This is a genomic window from Aeromonas sp. R7-1, from assembly GCF_040908115.1.
GTDB lineage: Bacteria > Pseudomonadota > Gammaproteobacteria > Enterobacterales > Aeromonadaceae > Aeromonas > Aeromonas caviae.
In genome coordinates this window covers 40,365-62,882 of the sequence record NZ_JBFODD010000016.1, presented here as the reverse complement: position 1 = coordinate 62,882, position 22,518 = coordinate 40,365, and the positions used below count along the sequence as shown (strand labels likewise).

Annotated in this window: 18 protein-coding genes and 2 tRNA genes; 13 read left to right on the top strand and 7 right to left on the bottom strand. The window is 60.1% G+C overall.

All coding sequences use genetic code 11. The features are described 5' to 3' along the window. Window positions 1-52: 52 nt before the first annotated feature. The 3 genes from AB5Y51_RS02120 to AB5Y51_RS02110 all read left to right on the top strand — a co-directional run bounded on the left by AB5Y51_RS02120 (window position 53) and on the right by AB5Y51_RS02110 (window position 1,960). Window positions 53-1,203, top strand: a protein-coding gene (locus AB5Y51_RS02120) for an IS3 family transposase (RefSeq protein ID WP_319903933.1) whose coding sequence is annotated in 2 segments (ribosomal slippage) — window positions 53-290 and window positions 290-1,203 — 1,152 coding nt in all. Because the reading frame shifts where the segments join, the coding sequence is not laid out codon by codon here. A gap of 600 nt (window positions 1,204-1,803) precedes the next feature. Then, window positions 1,804-1,879 (top strand) — tRNA-Phe (locus AB5Y51_RS02115). Between the two features lie 5 nt (window positions 1,880-1,884). Further along, window positions 1,885-1,960 (top strand) — tRNA-Asn (locus AB5Y51_RS02110). 64 nt (window positions 1,961-2,024) lie between these two features. Here AB5Y51_RS02110 and AB5Y51_RS02105 read toward each other — a convergent pair. Continuing rightward, window positions 2,025-2,246: a hypothetical protein gene (locus AB5Y51_RS02105; RefSeq protein ID WP_010675494.1), complete on the bottom strand. Its 222-nt coding sequence runs from the start codon at window positions 2,244-2,246 to the stop codon at window positions 2,025-2,027. 155 nt (window positions 2,247-2,401) lie between these two features. Next, window positions 2,402-2,536, bottom strand: coding sequence for a hypothetical protein (locus AB5Y51_RS02100; protein WP_080560565.1), 135 nt, complete (start codon window positions 2,534-2,536; stop codon window positions 2,402-2,404). Between the two features lie 236 nt (window positions 2,537-2,772). On the opposite strand from AB5Y51_RS02100, the gene AB5Y51_RS02095 reads away from it, so the two are divergent. Both AB5Y51_RS02095 and AB5Y51_RS02090 read left to right on the top strand, forming a co-directional pair. After that, the gene (locus tag AB5Y51_RS02095) at window positions 2,773-4,050 is read left to right on the top strand and encodes an alpha/beta hydrolase (protein WP_048207008.1); all 1,278 of its coding nucleotides are present in this window, start codon (window positions 2,773-2,775) and stop codon (window positions 4,048-4,050) included. Between the two features lie 97 nt (window positions 4,051-4,147). Further along, a complete protein-coding gene (locus tag AB5Y51_RS02090) occupies window positions 4,148-7,708 on the top strand; it encodes an ATP-binding cassette domain-containing protein (protein ID WP_368177978.1) in 3,561 nt (1,186 codons plus the stop codon). 55 nt (window positions 7,709-7,763) lie between these two features. Here the strand turns inward: AB5Y51_RS02090 and AB5Y51_RS02085 are convergent, their stop codons facing one another. Then, window positions 7,764-7,970: a YgdI/YgdR family lipoprotein gene (locus tag AB5Y51_RS02085; protein WP_048207004.1), complete on the bottom strand. Its 207-nt coding sequence runs from the start codon at window positions 7,968-7,970 to the stop codon at window positions 7,764-7,766. Window positions 7,971-8,848: 878 nt separating this feature from the next. Here AB5Y51_RS02085 and AB5Y51_RS02080 point away from each other — a divergent pair. The 6 genes from AB5Y51_RS02080 (at window position 8,849) to AB5Y51_RS02055 (ending at window position 16,290) form a co-directional block, all read left to right on the top strand. After that, window positions 8,849-11,389 (top strand): SLBB domain-containing protein, encoded by a 2,541-nt coding sequence (locus tag AB5Y51_RS02080; RefSeq protein WP_368177977.1) that lies wholly within the window; start codon window positions 8,849-8,851, stop codon window positions 11,387-11,389. Window positions 11,390-11,436: 47 nt separating this feature from the next. Then, window positions 11,437-12,396 (top strand): Wzz/FepE/Etk N-terminal domain-containing protein, encoded by a 960-nt coding sequence (locus AB5Y51_RS02075; protein WP_042865023.1) that lies wholly within the window; start codon window positions 11,437-11,439, stop codon window positions 12,394-12,396. Window positions 12,397-12,503: 107 nt separating this feature from the next. Further along, window positions 12,504-12,746: a hypothetical protein gene (locus AB5Y51_RS02070; protein WP_199770528.1), complete on the top strand. Its 243-nt coding sequence runs from the start codon at window positions 12,504-12,506 to the stop codon at window positions 12,744-12,746. 66 nt (window positions 12,747-12,812) lie between these two features. Next, window positions 12,813-13,457, top strand: coding sequence for a YjbF family lipoprotein (locus AB5Y51_RS02065; RefSeq protein WP_368177976.1), 645 nt, complete (start codon window positions 12,813-12,815; stop codon window positions 13,455-13,457). Continuing rightward, complete coding sequence (locus tag AB5Y51_RS02060; protein WP_323923647.1) at window positions 13,454-14,203, top strand: capsule biosynthesis GfcC family protein; 750 nt, start codon at window positions 13,454-13,456, stop codon at window positions 14,201-14,203. Before AB5Y51_RS02065 ends, AB5Y51_RS02060 begins: the two co-directional genes overlap by 4 nt. After that, window positions 14,203-16,290: a YjbH domain-containing protein gene (locus AB5Y51_RS02055; RefSeq protein ID WP_368177975.1), complete on the top strand. Its 2,088-nt coding sequence runs from the start codon at window positions 14,203-14,205 to the stop codon at window positions 16,288-16,290. Before AB5Y51_RS02060 ends, AB5Y51_RS02055 begins: the two co-directional genes overlap by 1 nt. Window positions 16,291-16,372: 82 nt before the next feature. Here AB5Y51_RS02055 and AB5Y51_RS02050 read toward each other — a convergent pair whose 3' ends face one another. From AB5Y51_RS02050 to trmB, 4 genes are all read right to left on the bottom strand, one after another. Further along, complete coding sequence (locus AB5Y51_RS02050; protein ID WP_183148866.1) at window positions 16,373-17,665, bottom strand: sulfurtransferase; 1,293 nt, start codon at window positions 17,663-17,665, stop codon at window positions 16,373-16,375. 29 nt (window positions 17,666-17,694) lie between these two features. Further along, a complete protein-coding gene (gene glsB, locus AB5Y51_RS02045; RefSeq protein ID WP_010675499.1) occupies window positions 17,695-18,615 on the bottom strand; it encodes a glutaminase B in 921 nt (306 codons plus the stop codon). Window positions 18,616-18,711: 96 nt separating this feature from the next. Continuing rightward, window positions 18,712-19,044, bottom strand: a complete 333-nt coding sequence (locus AB5Y51_RS02040; protein WP_039040181.1) for a YggL family protein — start codon at window positions 19,042-19,044, stop codon at window positions 18,712-18,714. Between the two features lie 26 nt (window positions 19,045-19,070). Further along, entirely contained in the window at window positions 19,071-19,784 is a 714-nt protein-coding gene (gene trmB / locus AB5Y51_RS02035) for a tRNA (guanosine(46)-N7)-methyltransferase TrmB (protein ID WP_010675501.1), read from the bottom strand. A 260-nt stretch (window positions 19,785-20,044) separates the two neighbouring features. Here trmB and AB5Y51_RS02030 point away from each other — a divergent pair, with 260 nt between their 5' ends. Both AB5Y51_RS02030 and AB5Y51_RS02025 read left to right on the top strand, forming a co-directional pair. Further along, window positions 20,045-21,112, top strand: coding sequence for a M28 family metallopeptidase (locus tag AB5Y51_RS02030; protein ID WP_103259610.1), 1,068 nt, complete (start codon window positions 20,045-20,047; stop codon window positions 21,110-21,112). A gap of 199 nt (window positions 21,113-21,311) precedes the next feature. After that, window positions 21,312-22,493: a PLP-dependent aminotransferase family protein gene (locus tag AB5Y51_RS02025; RefSeq protein ID WP_128274183.1), complete on the top strand. Its 1,182-nt coding sequence runs from the start codon at window positions 21,312-21,314 to the stop codon at window positions 22,491-22,493. The last annotated feature ends 25 nt before the right edge of the window (window positions 22,494-22,518 follow it).

Below are 22,518 nucleotides of genomic sequence, written 5' to 3'. Positions count from 1 at the left end.
CAGTTCCCTAGACACCTCACAGCCTTAAAATGAGGCAACTATTGGAGGTGTTATGACCCGTCAGCGTTATCCAGAAACATTCAAAATCGAAGCCGTTAAACAAATCACCGAGCGCGGGCGGCCGGTGGCTGACGTTGCACGTGCCATCGGGGTATCCAGCCACAGCCTGTATGCATGGCTCAAGCAGTACGGTAAGCCTGCTGACCAGCAAATAGAAGAGTCTGCCTTGCAAGCCGAGATCCGCCGCCTGAAAACTGAACTGCGCCAGGTCACCGAGGAGCGCAATATTCTAAAGGAGGCCGCCGCGTACTTTGCCAGCGAGTCAAGGAAAGGTACGCGTTCATAACCTCCCGACTCGACCGGTACAGTGTCGTTACCCTGTGCCAAACCCTGGGGGTTCACCGAAGTGGCTTCTACGCGTGGTTGAAACAGCCCACATCGCCACGACAGCAGGAGGACGAACGACTGACCGGATTGGTCAAGCAATCCTGGCTGGAAAGTGGTGCTGTCTACGGTTATCGCAAGATCCATCGCGACCTTCGTGACGCAGGGGAAGCCTGCGGCAAGCACCGTGTGGCCAAATTAATGAAGCGGGAGGGACTGCGTTCGCAAACGGGCTATCAACGCCGCAAGGGGCATTATGGAGGCAAGAGCACGCAAGCTGCCCCAAACACGCTGGCACGTCAGTTTAAGGTGCCAGCCCCCAACATCACCTGGGTGACTGACATTACCTACATTCGCACTCAAGAAGGGTGGCTGTACCTGGCGGTGGTGCTCGACCTGTTCTCTCGCCAGATCGTCGGCTGGGCGATGAAGTCACGCATGACGGCAGACTTGGCGGTTGATGCGTTATTGATGGCCGTCTGGCGGCGTAAACCCAAGCAGCCGGTACTGGTGCATTCGGATCAGGGCAGCCAGTTTACCGGTGGTGAATGGCAGGACTTTCTGAAGGCCCACAACCTGCGTTGCAGCATGAGCCGACGGGGTAACTGTCACGACAACGCGGTCGCCGAGAGCTTCTTTCAGTTGCTCAAACGGGAGCGGATCAAGCGCAGGATTTACGCGACAAGAGACGAAGCCCGCAGCGATGTGTTTGATTATATCGAGATGTTTTACAACCCAATCAGGCGTCATGGTTCCAATGATGGGCTGTCGCCGGTAGAGTTTGAAAGGCAGTTTATTTTTCAGCAACAAAGTGTCTAGAAAACCAGGGGCGATTCAGTCAAAGACTGGCGATTCAAAAAGTAAAATCGGATCCCCCAGCAAATTAAGGACTTTTGAAAGCCAGCGATAAACAGCCCTCATTTGAAGGGAAATCGTGACTTATCCACAGGTAAAATCTATGTCACGAAATAACTTTTAATCTACAAAGTAAATTGATTTTTAAATTTCAATCTAAAAAAATCATGGTTATTTTTTCGATTATTCCTCATGAATTGTCTTCAGGGCTGACACTTAGACGATCTGGCAACCGGAGGTACAGAGGCACCGACACATTCCACCTGTCTGGTCAATTTCTGGTAACTTTTCAGCGCACAAAAAACATGCACGTTAGTTCATCAGTTTTTTGACAAAAAATGGGCTCACGTGTTGGAAGCTCGGGATGGGTGAGAGAGCGAAAAGGTAATTCCATAAAGGGAAAAAACCTCGATAGGAGAACATACCGGCAACCGGATCCCGGTGTTGAGTGAGGGACTCCTTGCACACTATCTCGCCACTTGGTTCACCCTATGCAAAAACATGCCAGAAACTGGGGGTGCAAGGTTGACACCCCAGTCCAGAAAGGGTTTAATGCGCGCCGTTGCCCAGATAGCTCAGTCGGTAGAGCAGGGGATTGAAAATCCCCGTGTCGGCGGTTCGATTCCGTCTCTGGGCACCAACTATTCCTCCTTAGTTCAGTCGGTAGAACGGCGGACTGTTAATCCGTATGTCACTGGTTCAAGTCCAGTAGGAGGAGCCAAATTCGAAAGGCCCGCTCAGATGAGCGGGCCTTTTTGCATCTGTCATTTACTCACATGCCGGGGCTAGTAGTGGTTTTCGTCCCCATGCCATACGTGTCCGGCCGAGCAGGCCCGGGCGACTTCGTGGCAGGGGTCGTCCGCATGGCGGCGGAAGAAGTGCTGATCCTGTTGCAGCAGGAGCGAACTCATCGAGTGGCTCATGCCAGCCAGTGCCTCGCCGGCGGTCAATCCTGCAACCCGGTGATCTGTGGCCAAATGAGCCAGGACTTTTTCACGACTGTTCATGATCGCCTCCCTCTGTGGATCCGGTCGTAAATTGACCATAGCAGCCGTACTCTGCATACCGCAAACCCGCGTCAGCAAAGGGCTACAGGCAGGTCCCGACCTTCTGCTCCGGCATGAAAAAACCCGCTCATGACAAGCGGGTCTGTTTCACTCAGCTAACCGCCGTTGCAGGCCGCCAGCAACAGAGTGGCACCACAGGTGGCGCTGAACACCAGCAAACCCACCTGCAGCACCCCCTCCGGATCCCTCTGTGTGCGTCTCTTGCGAACACGTATCCATCTCGGCTTCATCGAGCCAACTCCATCCAGTTTCCTGCACCCGGGGTGCTGACCTATCCCTGCCCGTCCCGGCAGGCGGCTCATCTTTGTCCAGTTGCAGCCCGCCGTCAACTGCGGCGAAACCACACCTTGTACGGCACCGACCTCAGACTCCATCTCTGTTAACAATCTGGAAAACTGGCGTGACCCGCTCCTGCGCCAGGGCTATGATGAGGCCGACGATTTTCCTACCCTCAGGGAGACCCCAGATGAGCAGCCCCTTGCACTATGTGCTGGATGGCATCCATTGCGAGCCACACTTTTTTACCGTGCCCCTCGACCACCAGCATCCCGACGAGGAGGCGACCCTCACCCTGTTTGGCCGCACCCTCTGCCGCAAGGACAAGCTGGATGATGACCTGCCCTGGCTGCTCTATCTGCAGGGGGGCCCGGGGTTTGGCGCTCCTCGCCCGACCGCCGATGGCGGCTGGATCAAGCGGGCCCTGCAGGAGTTTCGGGTACTGCTGCTCGATCAGCGCGGCACCGGCCACTCCACCCCCATCAGTGCTGACGCCCTGGCGGGGATGACCCCAGATGAGCAGGCGGATTACCTCGGCCATTTTCGCGCCGACAACATAGTGCGCGACGCCGAATGCATTCGCGAGGTGCTGAGCCCGGGGCGCCCCTGGAGCCTGCTCGGCCAGAGTTTCGGTGGCTTTTGCAGCCTCACCTACCTCTCGTTGTTCCCGCGGAGCCTGCACGAGGTCTACCTCACCGGCGGCGTGGCACCCATCGGGCGCAGTGCGGATGAGGTCTACCGCGCCACCTACCAGCGGGTGGCGGACAAGAACCGCGCCTTCTTCACCCGCTTCCCCCATGCCCAGGCCCTGGCCAACCGGCTGGCCAACCACCTGCACCACCACGACGTGCGCCTGCCCAACGGCCAGCGCCTGACGGTGGAGCAGTTGCAGCAGCAGGGGCTGGATCTGGGGGCCAGCGGCGCCTTCGAGGCACTTTACTACCTGCTGGAAGACGCCTTCATCGGCGAACGCCTCAACCCCGCCTTCCTCTATCAAGTGCAGGCCATGCAGCCGTTCAACACCAACCCGGTGTTCGCCATCCTGCACGAGCTCATCTATTGCGAAGGGAGTGCCAGCAACTGGGCGGCCGAGCGGGTGAGAAGGGAGTTCCCTGCCCTGGCCTGGGCGCCAGGCAAAGATTTCGCCTTTACCGGCGAGATGATCTTCCCCTGGATGTTCGAGCAGTTCCGCGAGCTCATCCCCCTGAAGGAGGCCGCCCATCTGCTTGCCCAGAAAGCGGACTGGGGTCCCCTCTACGACCCGGCGCAGCTGGCCCGCAACACTGTGCCGGTGGCATGCGCCGTCTATGCCGAGGACATGTACGTGGAGTTTGACTACAGCCGCGACACCCTGAAGGGGCTTGGCAACAGCCGCGCCTGGATCACCAACGAGTACGAACACAACGGCCTGCGGGTCGATGGCGAGCGGATCCTGGATCGGCTCATCCGCATGAACCGGGATCACTGATCCCGCCGGGCGCACGCCCGCAGCAAGACAACAAGTTCAAGGGCGGCCCATGAGCCGCCCCGCCCATGGAAGCAACACAAAACAACAAGGACACCCATTGGATCATCCGGAAATCTCGGCCGGCTGGCTGAGTCGCCTCTTCTATCGCTGGACCGGCCCGCTGCTGCGCAAGGGGCTGACCCAGCCCCAGGTCAGTCTCGACGATCTCTATCCCCTGCTGCCGGAAGACAGGCGCGACGGCCGCGCCGACGCCTTCCTCGCGCTCACCGCCCGCCAGCCTGTGCGCCCCTGGCCCCTGACCGCCTTTATCTGGCGCCATTACAAGGGACGGATTGGCCTGCTCACCCTGCTGCAACTGCTCGGCATGCTCGCCACCCTGGCCAGCCCCTGGCTGCTCAACCACAGCATGACCCAGCTCGGCACCGATGCCACCACCGGCCACAAGCTGCTGCTGTCCCTGGCCCTGTTCGCCTCCGTGCTCGCCGCCGGCATGCTGGCGGAGCACTCCCTGCAACTGGCCCTCAAGATGCACGTGCCCATCCGCCGTCTGCTGGCCGAATCCCTGCTCACCAAGGTGATGAAGCAGGGTGGCAAGAGCTTCGACGACAGGGCCGGCGGCCGGGTTCAGAACCTCATCAACCGGGACGTGTGGGACATTACTTGGATCCTGGCTGACCCCGCCATGCCGGTCACCATGGCGCTGCAACTCATCGGCACCATCGCCCTGCTGGTGTGGCAGGTGGGCAGTGCCGGTCTGGTGGGCTTCGCGGTGCTGGCCCTGCTGCTGCTCATTTCCACCCGGGTGGTACGGCGAATGAACCAGCAGGAGCAGCAGCTCAAGCGTCAACAGGACGAGCGCAACGGCATCCTGGCGGAATACATCAAGAAGCTGCGGCTGGTGCGCCAGAACGGGCTTGGCCCCTTCTTCACCCGGGCGGCCAACACCAAGCGCCAGCAGGAATTGGGGGTGCTGGGCCGGGTGCTCAGGCTCGATGCCATCAACGAAGGGCTGATGCTGAGCACTCCCCTGCTGGTGACCCTGGCCACCTTCACCACCTACCTGGCGTCGGGCAACACCCTCACCCTGCCCCAGGTGTTCACCACCATCGCCCTGTTTACCGTGCTGCGCATCCCCATGATGCGACTGCCCTACCTCATCCGCACCCTGATCAACTTCAACACCGGCTTCAACCGGCTGTGCGAGTTCCTGAACAGCCCGGAGCAGCATCGGGAACTCGATGATCCCGCCCTGCCGGCGGGGGCCCTCCACCTGGAAGGCGTCAGTGCCCTGCACCAGCAAAAACCAGTGCTCGAGGGAGCCAACCTCGCCATCGCACCGGGGGAGCTCGTGGGGATCACCGGGGCCACCGGGGCGGGCAAGAGCTGCCTGCTGCATCTGGTTGCCGGCTTTGACAGCGAGTTTGCCGGCAGCATCCGTCGCCACGGCCGGGTTGCCCATCTGGGCCATAAACCCTGGCTGATGAACGACACCATCCGCAACAACATCTTGTTCGGCCAGCCCTGGCACGCCGAGCGCTATCGTTGGGTGCTCGGCGCCTGCGCCCTCACGGCCGATCTCGCGCTGCTCAGCCACGGGGATCAAACCCTGGTGGGCGAGCTCGGCACCCGCCTCTCCGGCGGCCAGCAGCAGCGGGTCGCCCTGGCTCGCGCCCTCTACGCCCGGGCCGATATCCTGCTGCTGGACAACCCCTTGTCTGCGCTCGACCCCATGGTCGCGGCCCAGGTACTGGAGCAGGGGCTCGTCTTCAAGCCGGGGCCGACCCGGCTCCTGGTGAGCCACGATCCGGATGTGCTGGCCAGGTGCGATCGGGTGATCCGCATCGAGCAGGGGCGCCTGGTGGAGCTCGATGCCCACCAGTTGGCGGATCTTGTCCAGCATCCCCAGCCCGCCCCGCCGGTGCCCCCTCAGGAGGCGGAGCAGTTCAGCGAGGAGAAAGTGGTGGAGGGCAAGGTGGACTGGGGGCTGTTTGGCTTCATGTGGCAGCGCCTCGCCGCCCCCGGTGCCATCCTGCTCGTCCTGCTGCTCACCCTGGGCCAGGAGGGGCTGCGCATCGCCTCGGATCTCTGGCTCGGCGGCAAAGCCGAGGTGAGCGACGTCACGACCCTGCTCGGCATCTATGTGCTGCTGGGGGCGGGCTCCCTCGCCTGCATCATGGCGGTGCGAGTCATCAACTACAAACTCGGCCTCAAGCTGGCCTGGACCCTGTTTGACGGCATGCTGGGGCGCATCAGCCGCGCCCCCATGGCCTTCTTCGACAAGGTGCCCCAGGGGCGCATCCTCAACCGCTTCGACCGGGATCTGGGGGAGGCGCAGGAGATGCTGCTCTCCATGCTGGTGGGACTGTTCGGCATGCTGGTGTCCGTGGCCTTGCAGGTGGTGGTGATCGGCATCAATATTCCCCTGCTGCTGCTCATCGCCCCCCTGGTGGGATGGGCGCTCTATGTGTTGCAGCGCCGCTACCGGGCGGTGCAACTCAAGCTGCGGCGCCAGTCCTCGGTGCTGCGCTCTCCGCTCTACATCAGCATCAGCGAGACCATCCGCGGCGCCCCCGCCCTGCGCCTGGCCGGGGCCGAGCGTTTCGCGCTGGACCAGGTGCTGCACCACTATGACAACAACCTGCGCAGCTGGTACACCACCACCTCCATCAACCGCTGGCTCGGCATGCACCAGACTCTGCTCTCCGCCGCCCTGGTGGGGGCCGTGGCACTCATGGTGGCCTTTGGCAACAGCCCGCTACTGGGGGCGGTTGCCATCACCTATGCCTTTACCGCTTCCGCCATGCTCAACTCCCTCATCCGCACCTTTGCCGAAGTGGAACAGGTGATGAACGCGGTGGAGCGGGTGCGCGAATACAGCGAAATAGAGAGCGAACGCCAGGAGGGAGAGGCCCTCGCCACCCCTCACCCCGCAGTGCGCTTCGACAACCTGGGGCTGCGCTACCCCCAGACCAGCCAGTGGGCACTGCACAAGGTGAACTTCGAGCTGGCCCCCGGTGAAAAGGTGGGTGTGTGCGGGCGTACCGGGGCAGGCAAAAGCTCCCTGCTGGGGGTATTGCAGGCCATGTATCCCGCCTCCCAGGGGGAGATCTTCTACGGCAATCAGCCACTGTCACGACTTGCACCGGAGGCGGTGCGCGATCTCTACGACACCGTCTCCCAGATCCCGCTCACCTTCTTTGGCTCCTTGCGGGCCAATCTGGCGCCCCTGACCGAGCATGAGGACGCCATGCTTGAGCAGGCGCTTGCCCGGGTGGGACTGGCCGAGCGCTGCGCCGGGCGGCTGGACGAGGATCTCGACAGGCTACAACTCTCCGCTGGCGAGACCCAGTTGCTGGTGATCGCCCGCATTCTGCTGTCGCGCCGCCCGCTCATCGTGCTGGACGAGGCCACCTCGGACCTCGATCACGGCGGCATGCGCAAGATGGCGGAGCTGCTCTACCGCTACCGGCCGGAGGCCAGCTATCTGGTGATCGCCCACCACCTGGAGCCGCTCTTGTCGGTGGACAAGGTGGTGGTGATGGAGGCTGGCACCGTGGTGGAGCAGGGGTCGCCGGTGAGCCTGCTGGCCAACTCCCACTCCCGCTTCCACCAGCTGTTTGCCGGCCAGGTCAACCGTCAGGTGCCCCAGACGGCATGAGCACCAAAAATAACAAGGGCTACCCCCGGGCAGCCCTTGTTGCTTGAGGAGAGCCTCAACGCTCCATGATCTGGGTGATGTCGTCCTTGTTGATATGCACCTCCCGCCCCTCTTCATCGTAATAGCGATACATGCCAGTGCTCTCGTCCAACCTGGGTTTGCTGTCGGTGGCAATCATCTTGCCATCCTTGGTGCTCATGATGTATTGGGAGCTACACCCCGCCAATCCCAACAGACAAACCAGCATCATCACAGCTTTCATCACTCTCCCCTTCTTCACGCTCACCCTGGCGGTGATAGGTGAAGCCTAGCTCAGCATGGGTTTCAGACTACAGAAACTACAAATTAGAGCAAAAAGTCAACCCCACCAGACAAAATCCATACGACACCCCCACACAGATACCAGAAACAAAGTCATTACGTCCGGCATGCTGAATTATCAACACACAGTCACATACCCGGTCATTTATTGTGCCTTCTGTTCAAAGAAAGGAATAATCCGAGATTGGTCATAGAAATTGTCTGATATATGTTGCAAAAAAATACACTTTTGATAGATTTCCGCGCGAAAAACAAATCTCATAGTCATTGCCAATACAATGAACAATTTGACGCTTTGACCATCGGGATACGACGCAGAGTGTCGTCCAATCTGAAAAAATAACAAAAAATACACATCCCATGCCGATTTGCCCTTCGGATGCGGTAGCCATGTCTTTTTATCCCTGACCAGCATGGACGTTGTGACACTCATAATGAGTAAAGACACAATAATTACCGTGCACGGGGCAACACGCTGACGCCAAGTACCAGTCATGCCATCCCTGCCCCTGCGGGTGGTTTGCTCCTCATGCTGACAACACTGAGCATACCCGGACCTACCATATACCTGGGTGCCTTGCATATAAAAACGTCACACAAGCATGTTCTAATATACGGGGCTTGTTATTTTTCACGGATATATAAAGAAAGTCTAATTTACTCAATCGCCGAGTAAACACCCTATTTATTACCCACCATCTTCAGCAATCTGAACAAACACATTGCAAGGCTTTACCTAAAATGAAATTTATAACAGCGCCATGGATATTAGCTGCGATTAGTTTAAATGCATTCGCTGCGCCGCAAATCAGCCCGCAGATGATGGAACAATTCAAGCGCCTCCCCGCTGATCAGCAACAGGCTCTGGCCAAGCAATATGGTATTTCTGTCGACCAGTTCCAGAATGCCAGCGCCATGACCCCTGTCACCCCGTCAACGCCGGTGGCGGCGCCACGGGAGGTCGACTATAGCCAGGTATCCCAACGCCCGCTGATCGCAGGGGTAGCCCAGCCAGGGGAACTCCAACCATTCGGTTACAATGTATTCGCTGGGGAACCCATTCTGGATGCCCCGGTGACCGACATGCCCGTTGCTGATGATTATGTCATTGGCCCGGGGGATGAAATCCATGTACAGCTGTATGGCAAGGAAAACGCGATCTATGACCTGAGCGTCGGTCGAGAAGGCTTCATCGACTTCCCCAGTCTCGGTCCTATCTCTGCCAGTGGATTGACCTTCCAGCAATTCAGAAGCGACCTTGAAACCCGGATCAAGGAGCAGATGATAGGCGTCAACTCCTTCATCAGCTTTGGTTCCATGCGCGCTATGCAGGTCTTTGTGATGGGGGATGCCTATCGCCCCGGAGCCTACAATGTCAGCGGCATGGCGACCGTCACCCAGGTCTTGCAGGCGGCAGGCGGCATCGATACCGTCGGCTCCCTGCGCAAGATCCAGGTCAAGCGGGCCGGACAGAAAGTCATCGATGTTGATCTGTACAAAATGCTGGTCTGGGGGGATACCAGCCAGGATATTCGCCTGCAGGCGGGAGATACCGTCTTCGTCCCGGCCAAAGGCAGTGAAGTGTCCATCAGCGGACTGGTCAAACGCCCCGCCATCTACGAATTGAGAAATTCTGCCCCCCTGGCGGACGTGCTCGCCCTGGCCGGTGGCGTAAAGGCGTCCGCCTTGCAGGAAGTCTCGGTAGAACGTCATACAGACACCGGTCTGAAGGTCTTCAACCTGACGCTGGCCAATGGTCATGACCGTCAGTTCAGCATCCGGGACGGCGACAAGATTTCGGTCAAACCGAGCAGCACCGAGTACAGTCAGGCCATCGTCGTCAAAGGGGCCGTGGTGCGTGATGGCGTCTACAGCTACACCCCGGGCACCCGCATCAGCAACCTGCTCAAGAGCGTTCAGCGGGATCTCATCTCCGCGACCGATCTGAGCTATGCCCTGGTCGTCAGGGAAGTGGATTCCCAGCGCAATATCAGCGTGATCCAGTTCAACCTGGGCAAGGCGCTGCAACAGCCGGGCAGCAAGGACGATGTGGTACTCCAGGCCAGGGATCAGGTGCTGGTGTTCCGCAACGATGCCACTGACCGGCTCAGAGAGACTGCCGCGACCTCGACGAGAGTGAAGGATCTCAAGACCAAGGCAAGAGAGCTGGACAACGCCGCCATGATGCGGACCGATGTCTCCACAGGCGCCGATGTCAAGAGTGACGAGCTCAACAATGACACTCAGATCAAGCTCTCCTCCCTGTCCGACAAGACCGCCACGGACGCAGTGGTCGCCGATTCACGGCAAGCCCTTCTGGCGCCTGTCATCGAACGCCTGAAGGCACAGTCTACCCTGGGCCAGCCGGTGAAGATCATGGAAGTGCGTGGCGAAGTGAAATACCCGGGTCTCTACCCGCTGACCGACAACAGCCGCATGTCAGATGCCATCCTGGCCGCCGGCGGATTCAACGAGCAGGCCAACGTGGTCGAACTCTCCCGCGTCAATGAGCGGGGCGACAGCATCCTGGTACAGAACGAGCGATTCTCGCTGGATACCGCCAACAGCCCTTACGGTTCACCGCTGCTGCAATCCAAGGACAACATCAACGTCCTGCCCCATCCCCAATGGCGGGAAGAGGCGACCGTCCAGGTCTTCGGTGAAGTGAAATTCCCGGGCACTTACACCGTGCGCAGGGGAGAGAGCCTGCACGATCTGATCGAGCGCGTGGGTGGCATCACGACCTATGCCAACCCCAACGGGGCCATCTTCGCCCGCAAGGCCCTGCGCAAGCAGGAGGAAGAGCGGCTGGTGATGCTGCGCGATGAACTTCGCCAGGAGATCTCGACCATGACCTTGCGCAGACAGAGCACCATTGCCAACTACAGCAGCTCCCCTGCCGAAGCCATGTCGGTGGTCAACCAGCTGGAAAACAGCAAGGCCATAGGACGCATGACCATCGACATGCCAGCCCTGCTGGCCGGAGAGAAGCAGTCGGACGTCCTCCTTGAGGATGGCGACAAACTCTATATCCCGACCATGCAGAACGTGGTCTCCATCGCGGGCATGGTGCAGTTCCCCTCTTCCCATATTTACAAAGAGGAGACCAGTATCAACGAGTACATCAGCCTGGCCGGTGGTACCAAGAAACAAGCCGATACCGATCGCGTCTATGTCATCAAGGCCAACGGCAGCGTGATGCTGCCCAATGACAGCTGGTTTGGCGGACGCAAGAGCCTGGAGCCGGGGGACACCATCATAGTGCCGGTGGATTCCGACTATCTGGACAACCTGAGCATCATGTCTTCGGCAACCCAGATCATGTATCAGTTGGGCGTCGCCTGGTCCGCCATCAAGTAACGCGCTGGACGCGTCCAGTCATATTCCATAGGACTCATCAAATCATCATGGAAGCACAAAAAGCGAACGTCATTCCCTTGCCGAGGGATCTTGCTCCGGCAAGCGATGAAATCGACCTGCGAGAGCTGGCTATTGCCCTGTGGCAAGGCAAGTGGTGGCTCTTTGCCACCACATTGATCGCTACCTGTCTAGCCGTTGCCTTCGCACTGTGGAGTCCCAACATCTATCGTGCCGAAGCGCTCCTGACCCCCTCCCTTGAACAACAGGGGGGAGGACTCTCCGCGCTGGCCTCCCGCTTCGGCGGGCTGGCCAGTCTGGCCGGGGTCGATCTGGGCAATAAAGGAGGAGACAAGGCTTCCATCGCCATCGAGGTGGGCAAGTCGCGGCTGTTTCTCGGGGAGTTCATTCGTCGCCATCAACTGGCCGTCCCCCTGATCGCCGCCACCGGCATGGATAAAACCACGGGGGAGCTGCTCATCAACCCCGAGGTCTATGACACCCAGACCCAACAGTGGGTCCGCGAGATGCCGCCCGGCAGGTCTCCCGAGCCCACTGACTGGGAGCTCATCAAGGCGTTCAGGAGCCTGGTCAATCTCAACAGCGACCCCAAGACAGGGCTGCTGACCGTCAGCGTCGACTTCTACTCCCCTCAACTGGCAAAACAGTGGGTGGACTGGTTGATCGACGATCTCAACAGCACCATGAAACAGCGGGATCAGGAGGAGTCAAAACGCAATATCGCCTATTTGACCGAACAACTCTCCAAGACTTCCGTTGCCGATATGCAGAAAGTCTTTTATCAATTGATAGAAGAGCAGACCAAAACCTTGATGCTCGCCGAAGTCAATCAGGAATATGTCTTTAAAGTGCTTGACCCTGCCGTTATCGCCGAAGAGAAAATAAAGCCGAAACGGGCACTCATCGTCGTATTGGGTGCCCTCTTGGGCGGCATGTTGGGGGTGATGATAATTTTGGTTCGATTTGCATTCCGTCATGATAAAAAATAATGGATGCAAGTTGATCAAAAACGATGGCTTGCCATCACAATAGAGTAGAACGATCGTCGACTATTCTGATTTTATAAGGGAAATATATGAAGAAGAGTGTTTTGATTATGACTGCACTGCTGGCCCTGTCCAGCCCGACCATGGCTGCTGAAGAAGTCGCTGCTGGCGCAGGCTCCAGCACTGGCGCCGCTGCCGGTGCTGGTGCTGCTGGCAGTGCTGCTGTCGGTGGCATCACCGCTGGTGCCCTGGCCGTTGGCGTAGCCGCTGCTGCTGCCATCGGTGTTGCCGTTGCCGTTGCCAGCAACAACAACGACGACAACCCCTCGACTGTCACCAGCACAGCTCGTTGATATAATGAAATAAAGACTGCCTCAGGGCAGTCTTTATTATTTCTCTATTTATTCAGTGATGCTTTCATGCTAATCAAGCGCATTCTTTTATTGCTATCAATGTTGTTGTTTGGCTGTGCAGACAGCAACGTTGATAGCTATCAACAGCTCAAATATATCTTCACTGCGGATGATGAGATAAGCATTACCCCGGAAGCCATCGAAAAGCTGCCCTATGCCAGTGCATTGCTCACCATTGATGACAGACCCACTATATTGCTCGTGCTCGCCTTTGCCGAGGGGGATCGCCTCTCCTGGGTCAGCAGCGACAGAGGCTTGATAGTGACCGAGCATGGTCGAATTACCAAGACGCTCAAGCTGGATAATGACCTTCGCTATTTCGCCGCCACCATGGCGGATCCCTTGAGTCAGGCCGTCATTCCCGGCGATGCCCAATTCAGTTATCTGGCCGAATGGGCGCAACTTCGCCACAGCGGAAGAAACCTCCACACCATCTTCAAACAGCTGGCTGATGAAAATCTGGATATCAATGGCGCCGTGCTGACGACCTCCCTCTACGAAGAGACGGTCCAGTCGGTGAAGGATGACCTGACGTGGCGGAATTATTACTGGCTGGACAAAAAGACGGGCTTGGTCAGAAAAACCATTCAGCACATCGGCCCTGACAACAGCACCATCGAGATGGTCTTCACCAAGCCCTATGCACCATGAAAAAAATCATACTCTCGCTTCTGATTGGCTATGCCCCCTGGCTTCATGCCGACAGCATCACCCGGGTGATGGTCGGCCATGCCAGCAAGACCACCATTTCCCTCTCCGATAGCCAGCGTCTGGAACAGCTGTTGAATGCGCCCGGCTTGCCCGGCGACGTCTACTGGCCTGCCGCCATCATCTCCTCCCCCGCCGAAGATGAGTCTGCACAGCAAGCCAAAGAACAGCTGCTCAGCGATCTGAAAGCCCTCCAGGTTTTCTGGATGAGAGCGCATCAGGGCGGTCTGGTTCAGGCCACCCAGCAACTGCTGCGCGAGCTGGATCAGCTCGATGTGGTCGGCCGGATTGACATCAAGCTGGATCCGGATCTCAGCAGAGTGGAGCCGGCAAACAACCCTCGTCTCTCTGGCGACTATTCTCTCTATCTCTCTCGCAGGCCATCCAGCCTCTACCTGCTGGGATTGATCAACAGTCGCAGGTCCATGCCCCATGAACCCGCCAAGGGGCTGGCTGAATATTGGCAGGGCCACAGTCTGCTACCCGGCGCCAACCCTGGCGAGGTCTATCTCATCCAGCCGGATGGCCGCGTCCAGTTGTCCCCCGTCGCGGTGTGGAACGAATACCATATCGAGCCCATGCCGGGTGCAACCCTGTTTGCCGGTTTCGATCCGGCGCTGTTGCCTGCCCAGTTCAAGAACATCAATCTCCGTATTGCCGACATGATTGCTAATCGGATACCCGAGTAATGCTGACCAGAATCGCCACTCTCTCGCTGCTTGCCTCCCCCTTCGCGTTTGCCAACACGGACAGCTTCTCGCCTCTCCTCCCCACCCAGAGTGATTTTGGTGGCGTGGGCCTGCTCCAGATGCCGACGGCACGCATGGCACCGGAAGGCGAGTTTTCATTCAACTACATGGATGACCAGGAATACCGGCGCTGGTCCATCTCCATGCAGCCATTCTCCTGGCTGGAAGCCACCCTGAGATACACCGACATTCGCACCCGGCTCTACAGCAATGACGAGAATTTCAGTGGCGACCAGACCTACAAGGACAAGGGGCTGGATGTCAAAGCCCGACTCTGGACCGAATCCACCTGGCGCCCGCAGGTCTCTGTGGGCCTGCGCGATGTGATGGGGACCGGGCTCTTTGACAGCGAATACATCGTCGCCAGCAAACGCTACAAGAACCTTGATTTCACCCTGGGAATGGCGTGGGGAAACATGGGTCAGAGCGGCAACATCAAGAACCCCTTCTGTGAAGTCCGTGAAGGCTGGTGTCAGCGTGATGACGGCTTCTCGGGCAGCGGCGGCAAGTTTGAATTCGGCAGCCTGTTCCATGGCCCGGCGGCCCTCTATGGAGGGATAGAGTACCAGACCCCCTGGCAGCCCCTCAGGCTCAAGCTCGAATACGAGGGCAACGACTACAGTCACGAGTCGGCGGGGGCCATCGTTCAGAGCACCCCCATCAATGTGGGCATCGTCTACCAGCCTTACGATGTGTTCGACATGCACCTCAGCTATCAGCGCGGCAATACCCTGATGTGGGGGCTGACATGGCATACCAACTTCAACGACCCCTCCCTGTCGCTGCCCAAGGTCATGGATCCCCCCGTTCCGGCCTATCAGGCCAGCCAGGTCGACTCCCTGGAGCAGGTCGACTGGTCGACGCTCTCTTCCCAGCTGGCCAGCAATGGGGGCTGGCAACAGGCCTCACTCTACAGTGACAAGGAGACCCTGACGCTGGAGGCAGAGCAGACCCGATACAGGGAGCAGGCCCAAAGCGAGCAGCGAGCCACCCTGCTGGCCGTCAATGCCCTGCCTTCCACGGTGAAAGAGCTGCGCATCATCGAGCAGAAGCAGGGGATGCCCCTGCAGGAGAGCCGAGTCGATCTCGACTCCGTGCGTCGTGCCAACAGCGATCTCCCCCTAGGCCAGACACAAGAGATCGAGGTCAGCCGCCAGCCACCGGCCCCCGTCGAAGGCACACTGCGCCATGGAGCCGACCCCCGCTCATGGGATTTCAAGATAGTGCCCAAGCTGAGCCAGTCCATCGGGGGAGCCGAGAGTTTCTACATGTACCAGCTCGGGTTGAATGCCAACACCGACTGGCACATGACCGAGCACGACTGGGTGAGCAGCACCGTCTTCGTCAACCTCGTCAACAACTACGACAAGTTCAATTACACCGAGCCGCCGCCCGATGGAGAGGCCCTGCCCCGGGTCCGTACCTGGGTGCGGGAGTACGTGACGTCATCGAATGTGCTGCTCAACAACCTGCAGCTCACCCACATGGACAAGTTTGCCGATGGCTGGTACGGCCAGGCCTATGGCGGTTATCTGGAGATGATGTATGCCGGTGTCGGCGGGGAGGCCCTGTATCGCCCCTTCAACCGCAACTGGGCCATCGGCGCCGATCTCAACCTGGTCAGGCAGCGGGACTGGGAGAACACCCTCCAGCTCGCCGATTACCAGATCGCCACCGGCCATGTTACCACCTACTGGCAACCGGCGTTTCTGGACAAGGTGACCGCCCAGATCTCGGTGGGTCGCTACCTCGCGGGGGACTATGGCGCCACGTTCAACTTCGCCAAGACCTTTGATTCGGGGATCAGCGCCGGTTTCTTTGCCACCTTCACCAATGTGTCGGCAGAAGAGTACGGCGAAGGGAGCTTCACCAAGGGCCTCTACATCACCATCCCGTTCGACCTGATGATGTTCAAGTCCACCATCGACAGCGCCAACATCAGCTGGGTCCCCCTGACCCGGGACGGCGGCCAGATGCTGTCGAGGAAGTACGGCCTCTACGACCAGACCAGCGTGGCCTCCTTCTGATCCCGGTTCACCATGCCTTGCAGACAAAAAAAGCACCTTCCATGAAGGTGCTTTTTTATTTCCGCTGCTCGGCTTTGCCGTCTCAGTTGCCCGGCTTGCGCTCGCCGGTGACGGTGGGGTTGGCCGGATCCATGCTCCACTCGAACCATCCGCCGTCGTAGACGCTGATCCGCTTCCAGTCCATCAACCAGGCGTAGAAGAACGCCTCTGAGGCGCGCCAGCCGGTGCCGCAGTAGAAAGCGGCCTGCTGGGTCGGCTCGATATTCCACTCATCCCACATGGCGAGGATCTCGCGGGCGGGCTTCATGGTGCCGTCCGGGTTGTGGAAGTCGCTCATGCTGTTGGCATCCACCCCGCCATGACCCCATCTGGCCCCGGGAATGTCCCCCTTGGGCTTGATGTAGCTGTAGCCCGAGGTATTGCCCACGAACTCGTCCCAGGTGCGCACGCTGACCAGGGCGCCGTCCGGCTGCTTGAGCAGGGCCTTGGCCTGGTCAAGGGTGGTGTAGTACTCGGGATGGGCCGGGATGGCCACGCCAAACTCCTTGGCCGGGGTGAACTTGTTGGCCAGCCCGGTCTCGGTGCGCAGATGCTGCACGAACCAGGCCTCCAGCCCGCCGTCCAGCAGCCGCACATCCTCGACCCCCGCATACATCATCAGATGGGCCGCACGGGCCGCCGCCATGGTGTTGCGGCCATAGAGGATGACGGTGGTGTCATGACGGATGCCGTTCTCCAGCAGCAGCGCCTTGAGCGCCTCGTCAGAGACCTTGTTCCACAGCGGCTCCCCTTCCAGCCGGTTGGTGTCGATGTAGCCGGCTCCCGGAATGTGGCTCAGCAGATAGGCCTTGGGGGATCCCCAGTCCACCTCGAACACCTTCCACTCCCCCTTGGGGGCGGCGATGACCGGTTTGCCTGCCTGCAAGTCCGCCAGCCAGAGCGGATGGACCAGCTGCTGCCAGCGTGCCAGATGCTCCCGGGGCGCCTCTTTCCATCCCTGCAGCTCGAACAGCTGCTTGATGCCCTGCAGGCGCAGCAGACGGGCCACCTCGGCCACCTCGCGAGGGGTCCCATAGAGGGCGACGGGTTTGTCGGCCTTCAGACCCTTGCTCGCAAGCGCCACAGGCCACTCCTCGTCACTGTATTTCCACTCTGCGGAGAGCAGCTCGGCACCGGCCACATGGCCCCCCTGCTTCTCCCCGTCCATGGGCCAGCCCTGATAGAAATAGCTCGGGCGGGTATCCAGGATCACCGCCTCCTTCCCCTTGGCATCCGCTAGGGAGAGCGGGGGCAGCTCGGCGGCCAGCGCGGGCCAGGCACACCAGAGCAGCAAGGCGGTCAGGCAGCTTCGCCACAGTCCAGTCATTCGTTTCATGATGTCGTCTCGATGCATAGTGAAGAGAGTTAAAAAATGGAGCGGCCCAGGCGCTCGGCCAGCAGCTCCAGCGCCGCCGTCCCGGCCAGGGAGTTGCCCGCCTTGTTGAGCTCGGGTGACCAGACGCAGATGGAAAGCTCTCCCGGGATCAGCGCCATGATGCCGCCCCCCACCCCGGATTTCCCCGGCATGCCGACCCGGTAGGCGAAGTCGCCCGCCTCGTCATAGAGGCCGCAGGTGGCGAGCAGGGCATTGACCTGCTTGGTGGTCCGGGCCGGCAGCAGGGGCGTGCTCTCGCCAAGAGGGACACCCCGGTTGGCCAGATAGACGAAGGCTCGTGCCAGATCGACGCAGCTCATGCGGATGGCGCAGGCATTGAAGTAGCTCTGCAATACCTTGTCCACCTCGTTCTCGAAGTTGCCATAGGCCTTCATCAGATAAGCGATGGCGGCATTGCGGGCGGAGTGCTGGTACTCGGAGCGCGCCACCACCTGATCCGCCATGATGGCCGGGTTGCCGCACAGGCGGCGCACCAGCTCCAGAGTGCGTTGGCGAGGAGCGGTGAGCCGGGTTTCCAGCAGATCGCTCACCACCAGGGCACCGGCGTTGATGAAGGGGTTGCGGGGAATACCCTGCTCGAACTCCAGCTGGACGAGGGAGTTGAACGGCTGGCCGGAGGGCTCCTTGCCCACCCTGGCCCAGATCTCCTCCTCCTGATAGAGGGTCAAGGCCAGCGTGAGGCTCAGGGCCTTGGAGATACTCTGGATGGAGAAAGGCTCGAAAGCGTCACCTGCGGTGAACAATTCCCCTTCAACGGTACAGACCGCGATCCCCAGCCGGTCGGCAGGCACCTGGGCCAGGGCGGGAATGTAATCGGCCACCTTCCCCTGCCCGAGCAGCGGACGCACCTCTTCCAGGATGCCGGCCAGTAATTCGGATGACAACACCATTGGCTATTCCATGACGTGAAACGAGGCGGGGCCAGCCCACCGACAAAAATCCCGCCGGCGGCGGGATTTTCTATCTGCCCGGGAGGCAGTCAGATATCAGGCCGGCTCGCCGTACCAGAGATCGAACAGCTCGGTGACCACCACGGCCTCCAGCCCTTTGCCTTGCAGCCAGGTCTGAACGGCGGAACGGTCTTCGTCGGTGCACTTGCCGAGCTGCTGGGTGCAGATCATCCCTTCCCAGGCCAGGTGACCCGAGCCGGCGAAGGCCAGCTTGCGAGGCTCAATCACCTCGTCGATCAGCGCATCGACCACGGCATCAATGGTCTCTTCGGCGGTGCCGACCGGGAAGTTGAAACTGATGTCGAACCCCATTTCCTGGAATTCATCGACGCGCAGTTTCTTACGCAGACGGCGGCTACGGTTGGCCATGAAAGCTCCTTAGTTGATACGTTGACTCAGTTGACTCGTTTGAAAATCAGATCCCAGACACCGTGGCCCAGACGATGGCCACGCTGCTCGAATTTGGTCAGGGGGCGCCAGTCGGGACGGGGCACCCAGTTGCCGGTGGCGGAGGTATTCTCGTACCCCTCGGCGGCACTCATCACCTCCAGCATGTGCTCGGCGTAGTTCTCCCAGTCGGTGGCCATGTGGAAGACGCCACCGATGGCAAGCTTCTGGCGGATGTCCTGGGCAAAGGCAGGCTGCACGATGCGACGCTTGTGGTGGCGGCTCTTGTGCCAGGGGTCCGGGAAGAAGAGCTGCAGGCAGGAGAGAGACCCGTTCGGGATCATGTGCTCCAGCACTTCCACCGCATCGTGGCAGATGACGCGCAGGTTGGTGACGCCCGCCTCCTGGGCGGTGCCAAGGCAGGCGCCCACACCCGGAGAGTGCACCTCGATGCCGATGAAGTTCTTCTCGGGGGCGTTCTTGGCCATCTCCACCAGGGAGGCGCCCATGCCGAACCCGATCTCCAGCACCACGGGTGCCTCGCGGCCAAACAGGGCCACCATGTCGAGCGGCTCTGGTGCGAAATCGATGCCCATGACCGGCCAGAGCTCTTCCAGGGCCTTCTCCTGCCCTTTGGTCAGGCGGCCTTCGCGACGGACGAAGCTGCGGATCTTGCGCATGAACTTGCCGTCTTCGTTAAACACATCTTGGGTCACAGACATAGTAAATTGCTCGTTATTGCATCGCTCTGGAACAGAGCCGACATAAATGGATCGCTCGTTATTGCATCAGTTCGCAAAAACAGGGGAGCGAATTATCCCAAGATAGGCACAAGGCGCAAGTGTTTCCCACAACAAATCCCCTGGGACTGCCCACATCCACCGGCAAGGTTGACAAATGCCACCCCCTTCACAGAATCTGCCGGACGTCGGGTTCATCCTGATGCGGAAAAATAAAACCATATACAACAAAGGATTGCAGTATGAAGAAAACCCTGTTGGCCCTCGTCCTGCCTGCCCTGCTGGCCGGTTGCAACCCCTCTGACAACGACTCCCAACCCCCTGCCCCCGCAGCTCAGGCCCATGAATTTCTGGTGCAATTGAGCTCTGGCGCAGAAGGGATAGGCGCTCGTCCCACTGGCACCGAGGCCGAAACCCGCGCCGCCGCCTGGATCCAGGATCACCTGGCCGGCTGGGGTTACGAGGTGCAGAACCAGCCGTTCACCTACACCCGGGGCGGCACAGACCGAACCTCCCAGAACATCGTCGCCGAGCTCAAGGGTCAGAGCGACAAGGTGATCCTCATCGGTGCCCACTATGACAGCACCGGCGAGAAGAAAGGATCCGAAGGCGCCACCGACAACGGGGCTGGCGTCGCCGCCCTGCTGGCGGTTGCCGAGGCACTCAAGGGAGAGACCCTGCCCTACACGGTGCGTTTCGCCTTCTTCGGCGCCGAGGAGAACGGCCTCAACGGATCCAAAGCCTATGCCGCCAGTCTCGACACCGATGCCGTCGCCAAGCTGCTGGCCATGGTGAACTACGACACCATCGCCGGGGGTGACATCGTCTATGTCCACTCGGCCCACTCCGACGTGGCCGAGTACAACTGCGCCGACCCGAGCCGCTACAGCTTCGATCCCAAGGTGCGCGATCGCCTGCTGGCCATCTCCCAGCAGACCGCCACCCCGTTCGCCATCCACCCCAGCTACAGCGGTTACCCGGAAGGGGAGACCGGCAGTTGGTCCGATCATGCGCCGTTCGCCTGCCTGGGGGTGCCCATCGCCTACGTGGAGGCCACCAACTTCACCATCAACGGGGAAGATGGCTATGACGGCTACTCCCAGAGCACCAATCCGGCGCTGTGGGACTGCTACGACGACGCCACCAAGAGCGCCTGCGACCGGGACAGCGAGACCCAGTGGGGCAAGATCTGGCACACGGAGCATGATCGCCTCGACAAGATGGCCGAGCTCTTCCCGGGCCGGATCGAGCAGCAGCTCGGGGCCAACACCGACCTGATGATCCGCTTCCTCAAGGCGCCGGGGCTCTGAGCCCCATCCCGCCCGATGTCCCCCTGACAGGGGTTTTTGCGCCCCTGACCGGGGTCGGGACGATAAAATTCGGGCAGGTGCCAAACCTGCCCTTTTTTATGGATTTTTGTGACAGCCATTGCCTCATTTCTGAAATCTGATACAAACGGATAACCTGGCGGTTGAATGGAGCGACCGCCACCTAGTCAGAGAGAACCCTATGCAGCCGTTTTTTGCCCAGCGCTTCGAGAAGGTCGAGCCTTCCTTTATCCGCGAAATCCTCAAAGTTGCCGCCAATCCGGAGATCATCTCCTTCGCCGGCGGCCTGCCCAACCCCCATCTGTTCCCGGTCAAGGCCATCGAGCAAGCGTGCCAGGACGTGCTGCGCGAGCAGGGAGCCGCCGCGCTGCAATACGCCACCACCGAGGGCTTTGCCCCGCTGCGCCAGTTCATCGCCGACCGCTACCTGAGCCGCCACGGCATGACCGTCAATCCTGACAACATCCTCATCACCAGCGGCTCCCAGCAGGCGCTGGATCTGCTGGGCAAGGTGCTGGTGAACGAGGGGCAGGATCTCATCATCGAAGAGCCGGGCTACCTTGGCGCCATCCAGGCGTTCTCCGTCTATCAACCGAATTTCAAGCCCATCACCCTGGGTGAAGAGGGGCTGGATCTGGCCGCGCTGGATGCGCTGCTGGAGCAGGGCTCCAGCGCCAGGCTGCTCTACGGCGTGCCCAACTTCCAGAACCCGAGTGGTGTATCCTACAGCCGCGCCAACCGGGAAGCCCTGGCCGAGCGCCTGGTGCGCCACGATCTGCTGATGGTGGAAGACGACCCCTATGGCGAGCTGCGCTTCGAGGGGGAGCACCTGCCCCCTATCGCCAAGCTGGCCCCCCACAACACCGTGCTGCTCGGGTCCTTCTCCAAGACGGTGGTGCCCGCCTTCCGCCTGGGCTGGATGGTGGTGCCGGACTGGCTGCGCAAGAAGGTCACCATCGCCAAGCAGGCCACCGACCTGCACAGCAACGCCTTCAGCCAGCAGGTGCTGCACCGCTTCCTGACCGACAACTCCCTCGACGCTCACCTGGAGAAGATCAAGGAGGTCTATGGTCGCCAGCGTGCCGCCATGGAAGCAGCCCTCGCCCGCCACTGTCCGCCCGGCGTCAGCTACACCCGTCCCGAAGGGGGCATGTTCCTCTGGCTGACCCTGCCGTCCAGCGTCAGTGCCATGGCCCTGTTCGACGAGGCCATCAAGGAGAAGGTGGCCTTCGTGCCCGGCGCCCCCTTCTATGTGCGCCCCGAGATCCAGAACACCCTGCGCCTGAGCTTCTCCTGTGTGGATGAAGCGACCACAGAAGAGGGTGTTCAGCGTCTGTGCCGCGCCCTGGCCCGCATGCTCTGAGCCATCCGGCCATAAAAAAACCAGC